The sequence below is a fragment of the Salipiger thiooxidans genome, assembly GCF_900102075.1.
Taxonomy (GTDB): domain Bacteria; phylum Pseudomonadota; class Alphaproteobacteria; order Rhodobacterales; family Rhodobacteraceae; genus Salipiger; species Salipiger thiooxidans.
On record NZ_FNAV01000001.1, the window covers coordinates 416,237 to 434,679 of the forward strand.

25 protein-coding genes are annotated in these 18,443 nt (G+C 66.0%); 14 read left to right on the forward strand and 11 right to left on the reverse strand.

The features are described from left to right. Window positions 1-83 precede the first annotated feature (83 nt). Entirely contained in the window at window positions 84-479 is a 396-nt protein-coding gene (locus BLQ77_RS01955) for a BLUF domain-containing protein (RefSeq protein ID WP_089954728.1), read from the reverse strand. Between the two features lie 291 nt (window positions 480-770). Between BLQ77_RS01955 and rpsM the strand changes: the two genes are divergently transcribed. The 4 genes from rpsM (at window position 771) to rplQ (ending at window position 3,288) form a co-directional block, all read left to right on the forward strand. Next, window positions 771-1,139: a 30S ribosomal protein S13 gene (gene rpsM, locus BLQ77_RS01960; RefSeq protein WP_008884704.1), complete on the forward strand. Its 369-nt coding sequence runs from the start codon at window positions 771-773 to the stop codon at window positions 1,137-1,139. A gap of 15 nt (window positions 1,140-1,154) precedes the next feature. Then, window positions 1,155-1,547 carry a 30S ribosomal protein S11 gene (rpsK, locus tag BLQ77_RS01965; RefSeq protein ID WP_072780049.1) on the forward strand — a complete coding sequence of 131 codons (393 nt, stop codon included), beginning with the start codon at window positions 1,155-1,157 and terminating at the stop codon, window positions 1,545-1,547. Window positions 1,548-1,662: 115 nt separating this feature from the next. Next, the gene (locus tag BLQ77_RS01970; RefSeq protein WP_008885557.1) at window positions 1,663-2,679 is read left to right on the forward strand and encodes a DNA-directed RNA polymerase subunit alpha; all 1,017 of its coding nucleotides are present in this window, start codon (window positions 1,663-1,665) and stop codon (window positions 2,677-2,679) included. A gap of 186 nt (window positions 2,680-2,865) precedes the next feature. Then, on the forward strand, window positions 2,866-3,288 hold the full coding sequence (gene rplQ, locus BLQ77_RS01975) for a 50S ribosomal protein L17 (protein ID WP_008884729.1): 423 nt from the start codon (window positions 2,866-2,868) through the stop codon (window positions 3,286-3,288). Window positions 3,289-3,402: 114 nt separating this feature from the next. Here the strand turns inward: rplQ and BLQ77_RS01980 are convergent, their stop codons facing one another. After that, window positions 3,403-3,858, reverse strand: a complete 456-nt coding sequence (locus tag BLQ77_RS01980) for a host attachment family protein (RefSeq protein WP_089954731.1) — start codon at window positions 3,856-3,858, stop codon at window positions 3,403-3,405. Window positions 3,859-4,024: 166 nt separating this feature from the next. Here BLQ77_RS01980 and BLQ77_RS01985 point away from each other — a divergent pair, with 166 nt between their 5' ends. The 10 genes from BLQ77_RS01985 to BLQ77_RS02030 all read left to right on the forward strand — a co-directional run bounded on the left by BLQ77_RS01985 (window position 4,025) and on the right by BLQ77_RS02030 (window position 14,403). Continuing rightward, entirely contained in the window at window positions 4,025-5,419 is a 1,395-nt protein-coding gene (locus BLQ77_RS01985) for a trypsin-like peptidase domain-containing protein (protein WP_089954734.1), read from the forward strand. A gap of 4 nt (window positions 5,420-5,423) precedes the next feature. Continuing rightward, window positions 5,424-6,737 carry a replication-associated recombination protein A gene (locus BLQ77_RS01990; protein WP_089954737.1) on the forward strand — a complete coding sequence of 438 codons (1,314 nt, stop codon included), beginning with the start codon at window positions 5,424-5,426 and terminating at the stop codon, window positions 6,735-6,737. Window positions 6,738-6,855: 118 nt separating this feature from the next. Beyond that, window positions 6,856-7,233, forward strand: a complete 378-nt coding sequence (gene crcB, locus BLQ77_RS01995; RefSeq protein WP_089954740.1) for a fluoride efflux transporter CrcB — start codon at window positions 6,856-6,858, stop codon at window positions 7,231-7,233. Next, window positions 7,230-8,285 carry an RluA family pseudouridine synthase gene (locus BLQ77_RS02000; protein ID WP_008885728.1) on the forward strand — a complete coding sequence of 352 codons (1,056 nt, stop codon included), beginning with the start codon at window positions 7,230-7,232 and terminating at the stop codon, window positions 8,283-8,285. Before crcB ends, BLQ77_RS02000 begins: the two co-directional genes overlap by 4 nt. Continuing rightward, the gene (locus BLQ77_RS02005) at window positions 8,282-8,962 is read left to right on the forward strand and encodes an HAD-IA family hydrolase (protein ID WP_089954743.1); all 681 of its coding nucleotides are present in this window, start codon (window positions 8,282-8,284) and stop codon (window positions 8,960-8,962) included. The genes BLQ77_RS02000 and BLQ77_RS02005 overlap by 4 nt, the downstream gene beginning before the upstream one ends. Further along, entirely contained in the window at window positions 8,959-9,672 is a 714-nt protein-coding gene (locus BLQ77_RS02010; protein ID WP_089954746.1) for an ATP12 family chaperone protein, read from the forward strand. Before BLQ77_RS02005 ends, BLQ77_RS02010 begins: the two co-directional genes overlap by 4 nt. Before the next feature lie 200 nt (window positions 9,673-9,872). After that, the gene (locus BLQ77_RS02015; protein WP_008884074.1) at window positions 9,873-10,892 is read left to right on the forward strand and encodes an amino acid ABC transporter substrate-binding protein; all 1,020 of its coding nucleotides are present in this window, start codon (window positions 9,873-9,875) and stop codon (window positions 10,890-10,892) included. Between the two features lie 159 nt (window positions 10,893-11,051). Continuing rightward, the gene (locus BLQ77_RS02020; protein WP_089954749.1) at window positions 11,052-12,284 is read left to right on the forward strand and encodes an amino acid ABC transporter permease; all 1,233 of its coding nucleotides are present in this window, start codon (window positions 11,052-11,054) and stop codon (window positions 12,282-12,284) included. Window position 12,285: 1 nt separating this feature from the next. Then, window positions 12,286-13,602 carry an amino acid ABC transporter permease gene (locus BLQ77_RS02025; RefSeq protein ID WP_089954753.1) on the forward strand — a complete coding sequence of 439 codons (1,317 nt, stop codon included), beginning with the start codon at window positions 12,286-12,288 and terminating at the stop codon, window positions 13,600-13,602. 12 nt (window positions 13,603-13,614) lie between these two features. After that, window positions 13,615-14,403 carry an amino acid ABC transporter ATP-binding protein gene (locus BLQ77_RS02030; protein ID WP_008885485.1) on the forward strand — a complete coding sequence of 263 codons (789 nt, stop codon included), beginning with the start codon at window positions 13,615-13,617 and terminating at the stop codon, window positions 14,401-14,403. A gap of 182 nt (window positions 14,404-14,585) precedes the next feature. Here BLQ77_RS02030 and rpmD read toward each other — a convergent pair whose 3' ends face one another. From rpmD to rplN, 9 genes are all read right to left on the reverse strand, one after another. After that, window positions 14,586-14,774: a 50S ribosomal protein L30 gene (gene rpmD, locus BLQ77_RS02035; RefSeq protein WP_008885932.1), complete on the reverse strand. Its 189-nt coding sequence runs from the start codon at window positions 14,772-14,774 to the stop codon at window positions 14,586-14,588. A 5-nt stretch (window positions 14,775-14,779) separates the two neighbouring features. Further along, on the reverse strand, window positions 14,780-15,367 hold the full coding sequence (rpsE, locus tag BLQ77_RS02040; RefSeq protein ID WP_008883567.1) for a 30S ribosomal protein S5: 588 nt from the start codon (window positions 15,365-15,367) through the stop codon (window positions 14,780-14,782). 191 nt (window positions 15,368-15,558) lie between these two features. Beyond that, window positions 15,559-15,918: a 50S ribosomal protein L18 gene (gene rplR / locus BLQ77_RS02045; protein WP_008884989.1), complete on the reverse strand. Its 360-nt coding sequence runs from the start codon at window positions 15,916-15,918 to the stop codon at window positions 15,559-15,561. Between the two features lie 11 nt (window positions 15,919-15,929). After that, a complete protein-coding gene (rplF, locus tag BLQ77_RS02050; protein ID WP_089954757.1) occupies window positions 15,930-16,463 on the reverse strand; it encodes a 50S ribosomal protein L6 in 534 nt (177 codons plus the stop codon). 10 nt (window positions 16,464-16,473) lie between these two features. Next, on the reverse strand, window positions 16,474-16,866 hold the full coding sequence (rpsH, locus tag BLQ77_RS02055) for a 30S ribosomal protein S8 (RefSeq protein WP_008884588.1): 393 nt from the start codon (window positions 16,864-16,866) through the stop codon (window positions 16,474-16,476). A 12-nt stretch (window positions 16,867-16,878) separates the two neighbouring features. Next, on the reverse strand, window positions 16,879-17,184 hold the full coding sequence (gene rpsN / locus BLQ77_RS02060; protein WP_008884119.1) for a 30S ribosomal protein S14: 306 nt from the start codon (window positions 17,182-17,184) through the stop codon (window positions 16,879-16,881). A gap of 12 nt (window positions 17,185-17,196) precedes the next feature. Next, on the reverse strand, window positions 17,197-17,757 hold the full coding sequence (gene rplE / locus BLQ77_RS02065) for a 50S ribosomal protein L5 (RefSeq protein ID WP_008884600.1): 561 nt from the start codon (window positions 17,755-17,757) through the stop codon (window positions 17,197-17,199). Next, window positions 17,750-18,061 (reverse strand): 50S ribosomal protein L24, encoded by a 312-nt coding sequence (rplX, locus tag BLQ77_RS02070; protein WP_089954760.1) that lies wholly within the window; start codon window positions 18,059-18,061, stop codon window positions 17,750-17,752. The genes rplE and rplX overlap by 8 nt, the downstream gene beginning before the upstream one ends. After that, window positions 18,061-18,429: a 50S ribosomal protein L14 gene (gene rplN, locus BLQ77_RS02075; RefSeq protein WP_005854833.1), complete on the reverse strand. Its 369-nt coding sequence runs from the start codon at window positions 18,427-18,429 to the stop codon at window positions 18,061-18,063. Before rplN ends, rplX begins: the two co-directional genes overlap by 1 nt. Window positions 18,430-18,443: the final 14 nt, after the last annotated feature.

Sequence of the window (18,443 nt, forward strand, 5' to 3'; positions counted from 1 at the left end):
TCGCAGACAGCAAAGGCGGGCCCCTCGGCCCGCCTTTTCTTTTGCGCCCGGCGCGCTCCGGTGCCCCCCTGCCCCGGCGCGGCTCAACTCCCGGTGGCGGCGATCCGCCCCACCCGGTCGAAGGCCAGCAGCACCCCTCCGCGCCCGTCGGCAAAGCGGGTGGCAAGGAACTCCGCGTCGACGGGCGAAAGGCTCGCGTAGCCCATGGACCAGCCGAGGAAGGCGCGCTCGCTCACCTGCCTCCGCATCCTGACCACGACCCGGTCGTGCCGGGTGTCGCGGGCGATCTCCGAGAACAGCAGGTCGACGGAGGCACCGGGCCCCTCGAGCACCTGGCAGAAGCTCGCGAGGTCGCGGAGCAGGTAGCCGGTGACCCCGAGCTGGGTGTTCCGCTCGAGAGCCTCCGCCAGGATCTGGAAATCCGTCGGGTGGCCGCGAGGGTAGCGCGAGGCGCTTGTATATAGCAGTTGCGTTATCATATAATCGGAACAACGCGGTCGCAGCCTGTTTGGTTCAGGACAGCGTGGCCTTTCGCGCCCGCATGCGCGGAAAAATGCCCCCTGAAGCGGGACGCCTCTGGTTGAGGGTTGACGCTCCTTGCGAATCCTCTTACCCACCCGCATCTCTAGCAGAGAATCGTTTTTGCGGAGCGGGTCTCACCCATCTGCAGACCACCTCATCAGCGGACAGCCCGAGGCGCATCGCGCTTTGGGCTCATGTTGTGAAAAAAGGTTCTGGAACTACGGAACCGCAACGAAAGGAACAGAGACTTGGCACGTATTGCCGGCGTCAACATCCCGACCAACAAGCGGGTGCCCATCGCACTCACCTACATCACCGGTATCGGACACACTTCGGCCCAGGCCATCTGCGAAGCCGTGAACATCGAAGCCTCGCGCCGCGTGAACGAGCTGTCCGATGCGGAAGTGCTCGCCATCCGTGAGCACATCGACGCGAACTACACCGTCGAAGGCGACCTGCGCCGCGAAGTTCAGATGAACGTCAAGCGCCTGATGGACCTCGGCTGCTACCGTGGCCTGCGTCACCGTCGCAACCTCCCCGTCCGCGGTCAGCGGACCCACACCAACGCTCGTACGCGCAAGGGCCCCGCAAAGCCCATCGCCGGCAAGAAGAAGTAAGGGAGGCCCACCGATATGGCACGTGATACCCGTCGCGGAGGCAAGAAGAAGGTCTCCAAGAACATCGCCGCTGGCGTGGCGCATGTTAACTCGTCGTTCAACAACACCAAGATCCTGATCTCGGATGTGCAGGGCAACGCGATCTCCTGGTCGTCCGCCGGCACCATGGGCTTCAAGGGTTCGCGGAAATCGACCCCCTACGCCGCTCAGCTGGCCGCCGAAGACGCGGGCCGCAAGGCGCAGGAACACGGCGTGAAAACGCTGGAAGTCGAAGTCCAGGGCCCCGGCTCGGGCCGTGAATCGGCTCTGCGCGCGCTTGCCGCCGTCGGCTTCAACATCACGTCGATCCGTGACGTGACGCCGATCGCGCACAACGGCTGCCGTCCGCCGAAGCGCCGCCGCGTCTGATCTTACGTACTTACGAGGTGGGGCCCTGCCATTTGGCGGGGTCCCACCTCACGTCATTTTAACCTCGGGCGTCTGAGCCTTTGGACATGGGGCACGGACAGGAATGGAGGGACGCATGATCCACAAGAACTGGGCTGAACTCATCAAGCCGACCCAGCTGGAGGTTCGCCCCGGCGCCGACCCCTCCCGGGTGGCAACCGTTGTCGCAGAACCGCTCGAGCGCGGCTTTGGTCTGACCATGGGCAATGCGCTGCGTCGCATTCTGCTGTCGAGCCTTCAGGGCGCGGCAATCACCAGCGTGCAGATCGACAACGTGCTGCACGAATTCTCGTCCGTCGCCGGTGTCCGCGAAGATGTGACCGATATCGTCCTGAACCTCAAGGGCGTTTCTCTCCGCATGGAAGTCGAGGGACCGAAGCGCCTGTCGATCAACGCCAAGGGCCCGGGCGTCGTCACCGCTGGTGACATCTCGGAAACCGCCGGCATCGAAGTGCTGAACAAGGACCACGTAATCTGCCACCTCGACGACGGTGCCGATCTCTACGTGGAACTGACGGTCAACACCGGCAAGGGCTACGTCTCTGCCGACAAGAACAAGCCCGAAGACGCGCCCATCGGCCTGATTCCGATCGACGCGATCTACTCGCCGGTCAAGCGCGTCTCCTACGAGGTGCAGCCGACCCGTGAGGGCCAGGTTCTCGACTACGACAAGCTGACCATGAAGGTGGAGACCGACGGTTCGGTCACCCCCGATGATGCCATCGCCTTCGCGGCGCGCATCCTGCAGGACCAGCTGTCGATCTTCGTGAACTTCGAAGAGCCCGAAGCGGCCGGCCGCCAGGACGAGGACGACGGGCTGGAGTTCAACCCGCTGCTTCTCAAGAAGGTGGACGAGCTCGAGCTGTCGGTGCGTTCGGCGAACTGCCTGAAGAACGACAACATCGTCTACATCGGCGACCTGATCCAGAAGACCGAAGCCGAGATGCTCCGCACTCCGAACTTCGGCCGCAAGTCGCTGAACGAGATCAAGGAAGTGCTGTCCTCCATGGGTCTGCACCTCGGCATGGACGTCGAGGACTGGCCGCCGGACAACATCGAGGATCTCGCGAAGAAACTGGAAGACCAGTTCTGAGAGACGCGGGTCTGACGAAATAAGGGGCGGGGCGCAGTGAGAGGGCGCCCCGTTTTCCTCCCCGCAAGGGGATCCGGGGCTTTGGCCCCACACGACCGGGCATCTGCCCCAAGGAGAGCGGTCCGCACGCATGGACCGCCTGACAAAGCAAAACCGCCCCACGATGGGCAAATGGAGTAAAGAAACATGCGTCACGCAAAAGGCTACCGCCGCCTCAACCGCACCCACGAGCACCGCAAGGCACTCTGGGCAAACATGGCCGGCTCGCTGATCGAGCACGAGCAGATCAAGACCACCCTGCCCAAGGCCAAGGAACTGAAGCGCGTCATCGACAAGCTCATCACCCTCGGCAAGCGCGGCGACGTGCACGCCCGCCGTCAGGCCGCCGCCCAGCTGAAGCAGGACATCCACGTCGCGAAGCTGTTCGAAGTTCTCGGCCCGCGCTACACCGAGCGCAACGGCGGCTACTGCCGTGTGCTCAAGGCCGGCTTCCGTTACGGTGACATGGCGCCGATGGCGATCATCGAGCTCGTCGACCGCGACGTCGACGCCAAGGGTTCGGCCGACAAGGCCCGCCTGGCCGCGCTCGAGGTGGCTGACGAGGAGTAATCCTCGCCCGAGCAACTGCATCGAGGCGCCGCAGGGATCTTCCCCGCGGCGCCTTTTTCATTTCGGCCTCACCGCATCCGACAGACGAAGCGAAAAGGCCATGCGGCCGGCAGCTTACGCCGCCTCCAGCTCCTTCTTCACCAGCGCCTCGATCTTCGCGATCGGGTGGTTGGTCAGGGTCTTCGGAATCTCGGCCACGATCTTGTCGGCCACCTCCTTGTGCAGAGCGGCGCGCAGGTCGCCCAGAACCTTGGGCGCGGCCACGAGCACCAGCCGCTCGAAGGCGCCGCGGTGGGCCTCGGCATAGAGCTTCTCGGCAAGATCCGCCGCGAAGCGCTCTTTCTGGAGCTCGTGCCAGTCGGTGTCGTCGAGCGCAGACCGCTGACCCATCCCCCCGTCATTCATCCGCCCGGGACGGTTCGCCCCCTGCTCGCGGTCCGAAGGGTTCTCCTGCGCCTCGGCATCGAACAGGTCGAGGTTGGGGTTCTCATGGTCGGTCAGGTTGCGCAGGAACAGCGCCTTCTCGCTGTCCGTCACCACCACCCAGGTGTCCTGTTTCAGCTCTGTCATGGTTCGGTCTCCTTTCGTGGCGTCGCGGGACCCGGCGGCACCGTCACGGCGTCCGCCCGCACCCGGCTTCACGGGATCAACGCCCCTGCTCACGCGCACGTTCCGCCACTCGCCTTGATTCCATTTCCGCAGGCGGGCATATCGCAGTGGCACAGGAGGACCGATCATGCTCCGCAACGCCATTGTCGCGCTTGCCCTTTCCACCACCGCCCTCGCCCCCCTGCCCGCCCTTGCCGATGCGCAGGTGCCGCAGAGCCAGGCCGAGATCTCTCTCAGTTTCGCCCCCCTCGTGAAGCAGGCCACGCCTGCGGTGGTGAACATCTATGCCCGCCGCGTCGTCCAGGCCCGCAGCCCCTTTGCCGGCGACCCGCTGTTCGGCAACCTGTTCCGCGACTTCGGCGGCGGCGGCCGCGAGCGTGTGCAGAACTCGCTCGGGTCCGGCGTGATCCTCTCGGATGACGGCATCGTGGTGTCGAACTACCACGTGGTCGGGCAGGCCACCGACATCCGCGTGGTGCTGAACAACGGCGCCGAGTACGACGCCAGGGTGCTCCTCGGGGATGAAGAGGCGGACCTCGCCATCCTCAAGCTCGAGAACGCCTCCGACATGCCCTACCTGACGCTGCGCGACAGCGACACGGTCGAGGTGGGTGAGCTGGTGCTGGCCATCGGCAACCCCTTCGGCGTCGGCCAGACCGTGTCCTCGGGCATCGTCTCCGGGTTGGCGCGCTCGGGCACTGCCACCGGCAACGCCCGCGGCTACTTCATCCAGACCGACGCACCGATCAATCCCGGCAACTCGGGCGGCGCGCTGATCGACGTGAAGGGCCGGCTGATCGGCGTCAACACCTCGATCCTGACGCGGTCCGGCGGCTCCGAGGGCATCGGCTTCGCCATCCCCTCGGCGTTGGTCTCGGAATTCGTCGAGCAGGCCCGTGAGGGCAACGAGAGCTTCGCCCGCCCCTGGGCCGGGATGACCGGCCAGCCGGTGAACGCCGACCTCTCCGAAAGCCTCGGCCTGCCCCTGCCCTCCGGCGTGCTGATCGCGGCGCTGCACCCGCAGAGCCCCTTCGCCGCCGCCGGGATCGAGGTCGGCGACGTGGTGCTCGAGGTCGACGGGCAGCCGGTGAACACCCCGCCCGAGATGCTGTTCCGCATGTCCGTGGCGGGGCTCGGCCACGTCGCCAAGATCCGCTACCTGCACGACAGCACGCCGCAGGAGACCGAGGTCGGGATGATCGCTCCGCCCGAGGTCCCCGCCCGCGACGCCGTCACCCTCGGCGAGCGCGACCTGCTGCCCGGTCTCGCGCTGGCCCGCATCAACCCCGCCGTCGGCGCCGAGCTGAACCTGCCGCTCAGCGGCGAGGGCGTGGTGGTCACCGATCCCGGCCCCTATGGCGCCCGCATCGGCCTGCGCCCCGGCGACATCCTGCGCGGCATCAACGGCAAGGCGGTCGAAGCCCCCGCCGACGTCGCGCCGCTGCTGAACCGCGCCGGCTCGCGGGTGCAGCTCGACGCGCAACGCGGCGGCTCGCGCCTGTCGCTGCGGTTCCGGAGCTGATCCCTTGGCCGATCTCTTCGACAGCCCCGACGCCACGCCACCGGAGGACCGGGCCCCCCGCCCGCTCGCCGACCGGCTGCGGCCGCGGGCGCTCGACGAGGTGATCGGCCAGCGCCAGCTTCTCGGCCCCGACGCGCCGCTCGGCATCATGCTGGCCTCGGGTGCGCTCTCGAGCCTCGTGCTCTGGGGCCCGCCGGGGGTCGGCAAGACCACCATCGCGCGGCTGCTCGCGGATGCCACCGACCTGCACTTCGTCCAGATCAGCGCCATCTTCACCGGCGTCCCGGAGCTGCGCAAGGTCTTCGAGGCGGCCCGGCACCGCCGCACCAACGGCCAGGGCACGCTGCTCTTCGTCGACGAGATCCACCGCTTCAACAAGGCGCAGCAGGACGGCTTCCTGCCACATATGGAAGACGGCACCATCCTGCTGGTGGGCGCCACCACCGAGAACCCCAGCTTCGAGCTGAACGCGGCGCTGCTGTCCCGCGCGCAGGTGCTGGTGCTCGAGCGCCTCTCCCTCGCCGACCTCGAACGCCTCGCCCAGCGGGCAGAGAAGGAACTCGGCCGCGCCCTGCCCCTCGACGGCGCCGCCCGAGAGGCGCTGCTCGAGATGGCCGACGGCGACGGCCGCGCCGCGCTCAACCTTATCGAGCAGGTCATGGCGTGGAAGACCGACGCCAAGCTCGACACGGCCCAGCTCACCCGGCGGCTGATGCGGCGCGCGGCGCAGTACGACAAGTCCGGCGACGGCCACTACAACCTGATCTCGGCGCTGCACAAATCCGTGCGCGGCTCCGACCCGGATGCGGCGCTCTACTGGTTCGCCCGGATGCTCGAGGCCGGCGAGGACCCGCGCTTCCTCGCCCGCCGCATCACCCGCATGGCGGTCGAGGACATCGGCCTCGCCGACCCGCAGGCGCAGGCGATCTGCATCGACAGCTGGCAGACCTACGAACGGCTGGGCTCTCCCGAAGGCGAGCTGGCGCTGGCCAACGCGCTGGTCTACCTCGCGCTCGCGCCCAAATCCAACGCCGCCTACATCGCCTACAAGGCCGCCCGCGCCGATGCCCGCCGCACCGGCTCGCTGATGCCGCCGAAGCACATCCTCAACGCCCCCACCCGGCTGATGAAGGAGCAGGGCTACGGCAGCGGCTACAGCTACGATCACGACGCCGAGGACGGATTCTCCGGGCAGGACTACTTCCCCGACGACATGGGCCGCCAGCGCTTCTACGCCCCGGTCGAACGCGGCTTCGAACGCGAACTGAAGAAGCGCGTCGAGTATTTCGAACGCCTCCGCCGCGAGCGCAGCGGCTGACCGGTAACGCGACGTCGCGCCTTCATCTTGCCGGATAAACTCCGGGGGGCCCCGCAGGGGCGGGGGCAGAGCCCCCTCCGACCTTGACAAGCGCACCGCCGCGCGACATTCCGCGACCATGATCCTGACGCTTCTACAGGTCGCCCTGGGCGGCGCATTGGGCGCATCCGCGCGCTATCTGACCGGTGTCGCCATGACGTCGCTGATGGGGCGTGGCTTCCCGTGGGGAACGCTGGCCGTCAACATTCTCGGCTCCTTCCTCATGGGGCTGCTGGTGGTGGCGCTGGCCAACCTCTCTGCGACCCGGCTGGCGCCGTTCTTCGCGGTGGGCTTCCTCGGCGGCTTCACCACCTTCTCGAGCTTCTCGCTCGACGTCGCGACGCTCTACGAGCGCGGCGACGTCGCTCTGGCGCTCGGCTACGTGGCGGTCTCGGTCGCCGTTTCCATCGCCGCGCTGTTCGCGGGCCTCCTTATCGCACGGAACCTTTTCGCATGAGCCGAGTCCAGACCATCACCATCGGCCCCGGCGACGGCGACCAGCGCCTCGACCGCTGGCTGAAGCGGCACTTCCCGCACCTCGCGCAGGGCCGCATCGAGAAGATGTGCCGCAAGGGCGAGATCCGCGTCGACGGCGGCCGGGTCAAGGCCTCGACCCGCCTCGAGGTCGGCCAGCAGGTGCGCATCCCGCCGCTGCCCGAGCCCGACGCCGTGAACGCGGCCCCCGCGGCCGCGCCGAAGCCGCGTGTGAGCGATGCCGACACCAAGTTGATCCAGGACGCGGTGATCTGGAAGGACGACCACATCATCGCGCTCAACAAGCCGCCGGGCCTGCCGGTGCAGGGCGGCAGCAAGACCACCCGACACGTGGATGGCCTCTCCGAGGCGCTGCGCTTCGGCCTCGACGAGAAGCCGCGCCTCGTGCACCGGCTCGACAAGGACACCTCGGGCGTGCTGCTGCTGGCGCGCACCCGCGCGGTGGCGCAGGCGCTGACCGCCGCCATCCGCCACAAGCAGACCCGCAAGATCTACTGGGCGGTGGTCGCGGGCGTGCCCACCCCCTACCTCGGCGAGATCCGCTACGCGCTGGTCAAGGCGCCCGGCCACGGCAGCTCGGGCGAGGGCGAGAAGATGATCTGCGTGCACCCGCGCGACGTCGACCGCACCGAGGGCGCCAAGCGCGCCCACACGCTTTACGCCACGCTCTACCGCGTCGCGGGCCGCGCCTCGTGGGTGGCGCTCGAGCCGATCACCGGCCGCACCCACCAGCTGCGCGCGCACATGGCCGAGATCGGCCACCCGATCATCGGCGACGGCAAGTACGGCGGGTCGGGCCAGGAAAACCTCGGCGACGGCTGGGGCGCCCAGCTTGGCGGGGTGATCTCGAAGAAGCTGCACCTGCACGCCCGCTCGATGACCTTCGAACACCCGGTGACCCACAAGCGCGTCACCGTGACCGCGCCGCTGCCGGAACACATGAAGCACACCTGGGAGACCCTCGGCTGGACCGAGGACCTCGCCGCGGACGACCCCTTCGAAAGCCTGCAATGACCGACCTGCGCCTCGTGATCTTCGACGTCGACGGCACCCTCGTCGACAGCCAGGCCGACATCCTCGCCTCGATGCGCGCGGCCTTCGCCAGCGCCGGGCTCGAGGCCCCCGCGCGGGCCGAAATCCTGTCGATCGTCGGGCTGTCGCTGCCGCTGGCGATCGCCGAGCTCGCGCCCGGGATCGACCCCGCGACCCGCGACGCCATGGTCGAGGCCTACAAGGCCAGCTACATGGGGCTGCGCATCGAGAAGGGCACGCCGCAGAGCTCGCCGCTCTATCCCAACACACGCGAGGTGCTCGAGGCGCTGCACGCCCAGCCCGAGACCCTGCTCGGCATCGCCACCGGCAAGTCGCGCCGCGGGCTGGACAAGCTGCTCGACGGCCACGAGATGCGCCGGCTCTTCGTCACGCAGCAATGCGCCGACGACCACCCCTCCAAGCCCCACCCCGCGATGATCGAGGCCGCGCTCTCCGAGACCGCCATGCCCGCGCACCGCGCGGTGATGCTGGGCGACACCAGCTTCGACATGCAGATGGCGCGCGCCGCCGGCGTCACCGCCATTGGCGTCACATGGGGCTACCACGACGCAGCGCGGCTGCGGGACGCACATCACGTCATCGACGACATCCGCGCCCTGCCCGCCCTGCTGGAAGAGATCTGGGAGACGACCGCATGAGCGAATGGGCCCCCCGCCGCTTCTATACCGAAGCCACCGTCACCGAGGCCGAAGGCGGCTACGGCATCGCGCTGGACGGCCGCCGCGTGATGACCCCGGGCAAGTCGCCGCTGGTGGTGCCGACCCGCGCACTCGCCGAAGCCATCGCCGCGGAATGGGCGGCGCAGGGCGAGAAGATCGCCCCCGAGACCATGCCCTTCACCCGCACCGCCAACAGCGCCATCGAGAAGGTCGCCCCGCAGCGCGCCGCGGTGGCCGACATGCTGGCGGAATACGGCGACAGCGACCTGCTATGCTACCGCGCCGTGGACCCCGAGCCGCTGGTGGCCCTGCAGTCCGAACGCTGGGATCCGATGCTCGCCTGGGCGGCCGAGCATCTTGGCGCCGCGCTCGAGCCGCGCGCAGGGCTGATGCACGCGCCGCAACCCGCCGAAGCGCTGGAACGCCTCGCGGTCCGCACCCATACGCTCGACCATTTCCGGCTGGCGGCCTTTCACGATCTCGTGGCGCTGACCGGCTCTCTGGTGCTCGGCTTTGCCGCCACCGACCCCGCGCAGGATCCCGAGGCGCTCTGGGCGCTCTCGCGGCTCGACGAGACCTGGCAGGAAGAGACCTGGGGCACCGACGAGGAAGCCCGCGAGATGTCCGAGAACAAACGCCGCGCGTTTCTTCACGCTCATCGATTTTTTGCTCACTGCGCCACTGATTAATCACGCCGCGGCACCGGAAACACTGCCCATTTTCGCGGCAGTGCATGGTGACTTTCGCAGCGGAACGGCTTGACCTCTCTTTGGGAATCCGAACACACTCGGCCTCACCAGAGGGGGGAGAACCCTGCCCAGGTATTTTCACGGCCCATGTGGGTCACGGAACCGGCCCAAGAGGGGCCGGACAACAGGAAGAGGTTAACATGAAAAAAACCGTAATCCTTGGCGCGCTCACGGTGGCCGGTCTTGCGGCGGGTGCCGCAGGTGCGGCAACCCTTGACGACGTCAAGGCACGTGGCTCGCTGAACTGCGGCGTGTCGACCGGTCTGACCGGCTTCTCGGCCCCCGACGCCAACGGCGTCTGGCAGGGCTTCGACGTCGCCGTCTGCCGCGCGGTCGCCGCAGCGGTTCTCGGCGACCCGATGGCGGTCGAATTTGTGCCCACCACCGGGCAGACCCGCTTCACCGCGCTGGCGTCCGGCGAGATCGACGTGCTGGCGCGCAACACTACCTGGACCTTCTCGCGCGATGTCGACCTCAAGTTCGAATTCATCGGCGTGAACTACTACGATGGCCAGGGCTTCATGGTGCCCAAGGCCCTCGGCGTGAGCTCGGCCAAGGAACTCGACGGCGCAACCGTCTGCATCCAGACCGGCACCACCACCGAGCTGAACCTCGCGGACTTCTTCCGCGTGAACAACATCAGCTACGAGCCGGTGCCGATCGAGACCAACGCAGAGGCGCAGCAGCAGTACCTTGCCGGCGCCTGCGACGTCTACACCACCGACGCGTCCGGCCTCGCTGCCACCCGCGCGTCGTTCGAAGCTCCGGGCGATCACGTGATCCTGCCGGAAATCATCTCGAAAGAGCCGCTCGGCCCGCTCGTCCGCCACGGCGACAGCGAATGGGGCGACATCGTGCGCTGGACCCTCAACGCACTGGTCGCCGCCGAAGAATACGGCGTGACCTCGGCCAACATCGGCGAGCTCTCGGCGGCTCCGGGCAACAACCCGGAAATCAACCGTCTGCTCGGCACCGAAGGCGAGCTTGGCGCGATGTTCGGCCTCGAGGCCGACTGGGCCAAGAAAGCCATCATGGCCAACGGCAACTACGGCGAGATCTTCGAGAAGACCATCGGCGAGAACACCCCCATCGGCCTGTCGCGCGGCCTGAACGCGCAGTGGACCGAAGGCGGCCTGCTCTACAGCCCGCCGTTCCGCTGAACGGCACGAAAAACGAGGGCGCGGGGATGAACTCCCGCGCCCTTTCCAAATAGAGGGCGAAGCAGTCGCCCGACACCAATACGAGTTTCCGACGAGGGGCGGAGGCCGGATCAACCGGCCCGGGACCCGGGAAGAACGGAAACCACCGGGGAGAACAAAATGACGACCATGACGGACCCGCCGGGGCAAGGCTTCCGGCTGTCTCAGCTTATCTACGATACCCGCTACCGCTCCCTGACCATTCAGGTGGTGGCGATGATCCTGCTGATGCTTCTCTTTTCGTGGCTCGTCTCGAACACGATCCACAACCTGCAGAACCTCGGCAAGGACTTCGACTTCGGCTTCCTGTGGCAACCGTCGGGCTATGACATCAACCAGCGCCTGATCGACTACAACAGCCAGAGCACCCACGGACGCGCCGCCCTTGTCGGCATCCTCAACACGCTGCTCGTCGCGGCGCTGGGATGCGCACTGGCCACCGTGCTGGGCGTCATCGCCGGCGTGCTGCGCCTGTCCAACAACTGGCTGGTGGCGCGGCTGATGGCCTTCTACGTCGAGGGCTTCCGCAACGTGCCGCTGCTGCTGTGGATCGTGCTGATCTTCGCGCTGATGACCGAGGGCACCCCTGCCCCTTCGGCCTTCCGGGGCGACACCCCGTCCGCCTCGATGCTGTTCGACGCGGTGGCGATCACCAACCGCGGCGTCTACATTCCCGCCATCCACTTCAACGCGGCCTTCTTCGAGAGCGGGCTCTACAACTGGCTGCTGATCATCGCGGTCTTCGCCGCCTCGGTCTTCGCCGTGAAGCGCATCGGCCACTGGGCCGCGGTCAAGCAGGAAGCCACCGGCGACCGGCCGACCACGTGGTACCTGACGCTGGGCGTGCTGATCGTCCCGACCGCGATCCTGATGGTGCTGATGGGCGCATATTTCGACCTGCCGTCGCTGCAGGGCTTCAACTTCGGCGGAGGCGTACACCTGCGCGGCTCGCTGATTGCACTCTGGCTGGCACTGTCGCTCTACACCGGTGCCTTTATCGCCGAGATCGTCCGGGGCGGCATCCTCGCCATCTCCAAGGGCCAGAGCGAGGCGGCCTTCGCGCTCGGCCTGCGCCCGGGCACGACGATGAACCTCGTGATCCTGCCGCAGGCGCTGCGGGTCATCATTCCGCCGCTGATCTCGCAGTTCCTGAACCTCACCAAGAACAGCTCGCTCGCCATCGCGGTGGGCTACATGGACGCGCGCTCGACCCTGGGCGGCATCACCATCAACCAAACGGGCCGCGAGCTCGAGGGGATGCTGCTGCTGGGCCTGTTCTACCTCGTGCTCAGCCTGCTGATCTCGGGCGTGATGAACGTCTACAACAACTCCGTGAAGCTGAAGGAACGATGAGATGAGCGATACCCACGCACAGACCGTCGCCTTCGTCCGCGACACCATGACCGAGCAGCAGGAGCCCCCGCTCTCGCAATCCGGTGCCTACAAGTGGATGCGCGAGAACCTGCTCTCGACGCCGCTGAACGTGATCCTGACACTGGTCTCGGTCTGGCTGATCTACTCGGTCCTGAGCCATGTCATGCCCTGGGCGGTGTTCGGGATCTGGGACGCCAGCAGCCTCTCGGAATGCCGCACCATCCGTGACGAGCTCTACGGCGCCGACGCCAACGTCGCCTGCTGGGCGGTGATCAGCGAACGCTGGAAGCAGCTGCTCTTCGGCTTCTACCCGCCCGAGCACTACTGGCGCCCGGTGCTGGCCTTCGTGCTGTTCCTCGTCGCGATCTCGCCGGTGCTGTTCTCGTCGCTGCCACGCAAGCTGCTGGCCTTCTCCGTCGTCGCGCCCTTCATCCTGTTCTGGCTGATCTGGGGCGGCACCATCTGGGGGCCGATCTGCGTCGCACTCGGCTTCGTCATCGGCTGGGCGATCATCCGCTACGCAAGCCCCTACATCGGCGCGCTCGGCAGCGTCATCCTCGCCATCGTCGTACCGCTTCTGTACTGGTTCGTGCTGGCCGGGCCGCTCGACGACCTGCTGGCGTCGATCCTGCCCATCGGACTCGAGCAGGTGCAGTCCAAACAGATGGGCGGCTTCATGCTGGCCATGATCATCGGCATCTCGGGCATCGCCCTGTCGCTGCCGCTGGGCATCGTGCTGGCGCTCGGCCGCCAGTCGGACCTGTTCCTCATCAACAAGTGCTCGGTGATCTTCATCGAGGTGATCCGCGGCGTGCCGCTGATCGTCTGGCTGTTCACCGCGTCGCTGCTGCTGAACTACTTCCTGCCGCCGGGCACCAACTTCGACCTCATGCTGCGGGTCATCATCATGGTGACGCTGTTCTCCTCGGCCTACATCGCCGAGGTGGTGCGCGGGGGCCTCGCGGCCCTGCCCAAGGGCCAGTACGAAGCCGCCGACGCGCTGGGGCTCGACTACTGGAAATCCATGCGGCTCGTGATCCTGCCGCAGGCACTCAAGATCTCGATCCCGGGGATCGTGAACACGTTCATCGGGCTCTTCAAGGACACCACGCTGGTGGTCTTCATCGGTCTGCTAGACCCCATCGGCCTGTCCAACGCGATCCGGGCCAGTACCGAGTGGAACGGCATCTACTGGGAGCTCTTCGTCTTCATCGGCCTCTGCTTCTTCATCTTCTGCTTCAGCATGGGCCGCTATTCGCTCTTCCTCGAGAAAAAGCTCCGCCGTGAGCACCGCTAAGGAGACCTGATCATGCAACAACAATCGACCACGTCCGTCGACCTCAGCCACATGACCGTCTCCGACGAGGTGGCCATCCAGATCACGAAGATGAACAAGTGGTACGGGAACTTCCACGTGCTGCGCGACATCGACCTGACCGTCTACCGCGGCGAGCGGATCGTCATCGCCGGGCCGTCGGGCTCGGGCAAGTCGACGATGATCCGCTGCATCAACCGCCTGGAGGAACACCAAGCGGGCAAGATCGTGGTGGACGGCACCGAACTCGGCTCCGACCTCAAGAACATCGACAAGATCCGGTCCGAGGTCGGGATGGTGTTCCAGCACTTCAACCTGTTCCCGCACCTGACCATCCTCGAGAACTGCACCCTCGCCCCGATCTGGGTTCGCAAGATCCCCAAGAAGGAGGCCGAGGCCACGGCGATGCACTTCCTCGAGAAGGTGAAGATCCCCGAGCAGGCCAACAAGTACCCCGGCCAGCTCTCGGGCGGTCAGCAGCAGCGCGTGGCCATCGCCCGCTCGCTCTGCATGAAGCCGCGGATCATGCTCTTCGACGAGCCCACCTCGGCGCTCGATCCCGAGATGATCAAGGAGGTGCTCGACACCATGGTATCGCTCGCCGAGGAAGGCATGACCATGATCTGCGTGACCCACGAGATGGGCTTCGCGCAGGCTGTGGCCAACCGGGTGATCTTCATGGACGCGGGCCAGATCGTCGAACAGAACGAGCCCAAGGAGTTCTTCAACAACCCGCAGCACGAGCGGACGAAGCTGTTCCTCAGCCAGATCCTCGGCCACTGAGCCCCCTGCCCGTCATTGCAGCCGGACGCAGCAAGGGCCCGCCATCCCGGCGGGCCCTTTTCTCGCGCGCTGAAGCGGTCTCTTGACCGAGACGGGATCGCCCCGCCCCGCCGTATCAACGCAAAGAAAAACGCCCCGGAGAGGCTCTCCGGGGCGTTTTCCTGTCATGGTCAGAGCTGGCTTCAGCCGCGCTCTTCGATGATCTCGACGAGGTGCGGGATCTTGGCAACCATGCCGCGCACGGCGGGGGTGTCCTCGAGCTCGCGGGTCTTGTGCATCTTGTTCAGGCCCAGGCCGATCAGCGTCTTGCGCTGGACTTCGGGGCGACGGATCGGCGAGCCGATCTGCTTGACAACAATGGTCTTAGCCATGGATCTCAGGCCTCCTCAGCGACTTGGGTCGACTCGGCCGCAGCGTCTTCACGCTTGGGCAGGATGTCGGCCACTTTCTTGCCGCGGCGCTGTGCGACGTTGCGCGGCGACTGCTCGCGCCCGAGGCCGGCCAGCGTGGCGCGGATCATGTTGTAGGGGTTCTGCGAACCGATCGACTTGGCGACCACGTCGTGCACGCCCAGCATCTCGAACACGGCACGCATCGGACCACCGGCGATGATACCGGTACCTTGCGGTGCGGTGCGCATCACGACGCGGCCAGCGCCGTGGCGGCCTTCGATATCGTGGTGCAGGGTGCGGCCTTCGCGCAGCGGCACGCGGATCATCTTGCGCTTCGCCTGCTCAGTGGCCTTGCGGATGGCCTCGGGGACCTCCTTGGCCTTACCCTTGCCAAAGCCGACGCGGCCCTTCTGGTCGCCCACAACCACGAGTGCAGCGAAGCCGAAACGCTTGCCGCCCTTCACGGTCTTGGACACACGGTTGATCGCGACAAGGCGATCGGCGAATTCGGGTGCGGCGTCCTCGCGGTCGCGGCGACCACGGCCTTCCCGGCGGTTATCACGTTCTGCCATCTGGCATTCCTTCTGTTCAGGGTCGGCGCGCGGCTCAACGCGTTGCACCGGATGGTGTCGATCCTTGGTGAGCCCCTGCGATAGGCGAAGGGTCCCGGATCATCGAGGCGTTGCCGCCTACAGGAAAGCGGGGCGACAGGGCCGCCCCGCGTTTCGACCGCCAGGTGAGCGTCAGGCGCCCACCCTGCGGATCAGATCTTCAGACCTGCTTCGCGGGCGGCGTCGGCCAGAGCCTTCACACGACCGTGGAACAGGAAACCGCCGCGGTCGAAGTAGGCTTCTTCCACACCGGCTGCCTTCGCGCGCTCGGCAATCGCGGCGCCCACCTTCGCGGCGGCCTCCACGTTGCCCTTGCCGACGACGCCCAGATCCTTCTCGAGCGAGGAGGCCGAGGCCAGGGTCACGCCCTGCACGTCGTCGATCAGCTGCACGCTGATGTTCTTGTTCGAACGGTGCACCGAAAGCCGCACGCGGCCTGCGTTCACCTTGCGAAGCTTGTTCCGGACGCGCAGGCGGCGCTTGAGGAACAGTTCCCGTTTGCTGAGTGCCATTGTCTGCGTCCTTACTTCTTCTTGCCTTCCTTGGCGAAGATGTATTCGCCCTTATAGCGAATACCCTTGCCTTTGTAGGGCTCGGGGCGGCGCCAGTCGCGAATGTTCGCGGCAACCTGGCCAACCTGCTGGATGTCGTGACCTTCCACGACGATCTCCGTCGGCTTCGCGCAGGTGACCGTGATCCCCTCCGGAATGTCGAAGTTCACGTCGTGGCTGTAGCCCAGGTTCAGCTTCAGGACCGAACCCTGAACCGCGGCGCGGTAACCCACACCCTGGATCTCGAGCTCTTTCTTGAAGGTGTTCTGAACACCGTGCACCATGTTCGCGACGACGGTGCGGGACATGCCCCACTGCTGGCGCGCGCGCTTGGAGTTGCCGCGCGGCTCAACGGACACACTGTTTTCGTCGACGGTGATGGTCACGTCGTCGGTGGCGACGAAGGTCTGGGTGCCTTTCGGCCCCTTAACTTCGACGGTCTGGCCGCTGACGGATGCGGTGACACCCGAGGGCAGCTCAACCGGCTTTTTCCCAATACGAGACATCAGTCCCTCCTTAGAATACCGTGCAGAGCACCTCGCCGCCAACATTGGCAGCGCGGGCGTTCGCGTCCGACATCACACCTTTAGGCGTGCTGACAATCGACACACCCAGGCCCTGGCGGACCGAGGGGATGTCCTTGACACCCATGTAGACGCGGCGGCCGGGCTTGGAGACCCGCTTGAGCTCGCGAATGACGGGGGTGCCGTCGAAGTACTTCAGGCTGATCTCGAGCGTCGGGTGACCGTTGGTGTCGGTCCCGGACTCGTAGCCGCGGATGTAACCTTCGTCCGCGAGCACATCGAGAACCCAGGCGCGCAGCTTCGAGCCGGGGGTCGACACGGTCGACTTGCCACGCAGCTGTGCGTTACGGATACGGGTGAGCATATCGCCGATAGGATCGTTCATCTCATACCCTCCTTACCAGCTCGACTTCACGACGCCGGGCAGCTGACCGTTCGAGCCCAGCTCGCGCAGCATGATCCGGGAGATCTTGAGCTTGCGGTAGTAGGCATGCGGACGGCCGGTCAGCTGGCAACGGTTGTGCAGGCGGCTCGGGGCGGAGTTGCGCGGAAGTTTCGCCAGTTTCAGGCGAGCCTTGAAGCGCTCTTCCATCGGTTTGGATTCGTCGTTCGCGATCTCTTTGAGCTCAGCGCGCTTGGCGGCGTACTTCTCCACCAGCGCCTGGCGCTTCTTCTCGCGTTCGATCATGGATTTCTTGGCCATGTCTGTCGCTCCTTACGCGTTGAAGGGCATGTTGAAAGCCTTCAACAGCGCCTTGGCTTCCGCATCGGTGGATGCGGTGGTGGTGATGATGATGTCCATGCCCCAGACCTCGTCGACCTTGTCGAAGTCGATCTCGGGGAAGACGATGTGTTCCTTGATGCCCATGGCAAAGTTGCCACGGCCGTCGAACGACGGCTTCACACCGCGGAAGTCCCGGATCCGGGGCATCGCGACGTTGATCAGGCGATCGAGGAATTCATACATCCGGTCACCACGCAGGGTCACCTTGGCGCCCAGCGGCATCTCTTCACGAACGCGGAAGCCGGCGATCGACTTCTTGGCTTTCGTGGTGACAGCATGCTGGCCGGCGATCTTGGTCAGGTCTTCCTGAGCCGATTTCGCCTTCTTGGAGTCGCGCACGGCTTCGGCACCGCAGCCGATGTTCAGAACGATCTTATCGAGTGCAGGGATCTGCATGTCGTTCTTGTAGCCGAACTCTTCTTTCAGAGCGGCCTTGATGTCGCTGCGGAAATGCGCCTTGAGACGCGGGGTGTAGTTCGCGGTATCAAGCATCGATCACGTCCCCCGTGGTCTTGGCGAAGCGGACCTTCTTGTCGCCTTCGATGCGGAAGCCGACGCGGGTCGGTTTGCCGTTTGCATCGACGATGGCGATGTTCGAGAGGTCCAGCGGCATTGCCTGGGACAGACGGCCGCCTTGCGACGTCTGGCTCTGGCGCGTGTGACGGATGGCCATGTTGATGCCGCCGACGATGGCCTTGCCGGCCTTCGGATCGACGGATTCGATGGTCCCGGTCTTGCCCTTGTCCTTGCCGGCAAGGACGATGACCTTGTCACCTTTTTTCAGCTTGGCAGCCATCAGAGCACCTCCGGCGCGAGCGAGATGATCTTCATGAAGTTCTTCGCACGCAGCTCGCGAACGACCGGCCCGAAGATACGGGTGCCGACCGGCTCGCCCGAGTTGTTCAGGATGACGGCCGCGTTGCGGTCGAAGCGGATGGACGTGCCGTCTTCACGGCGGACTTCCTTGGCGGTGCGCACGACGACGGCCTTGCGGACGTCACCCTTCTTCACGCGACCGCGCGGAATGGCCTCTTTCACCGAGACGACGATGATGTCGCCGACCGATGCGTAGCGGCGATGCGAGCCGCCGAGGACCTTGATGCACTGAACTTTCCGGGCACCGGAATTGTCAGCGACATCCAGATTGGTCTGCATCTGGATCATGTGGTTTCTCCCGA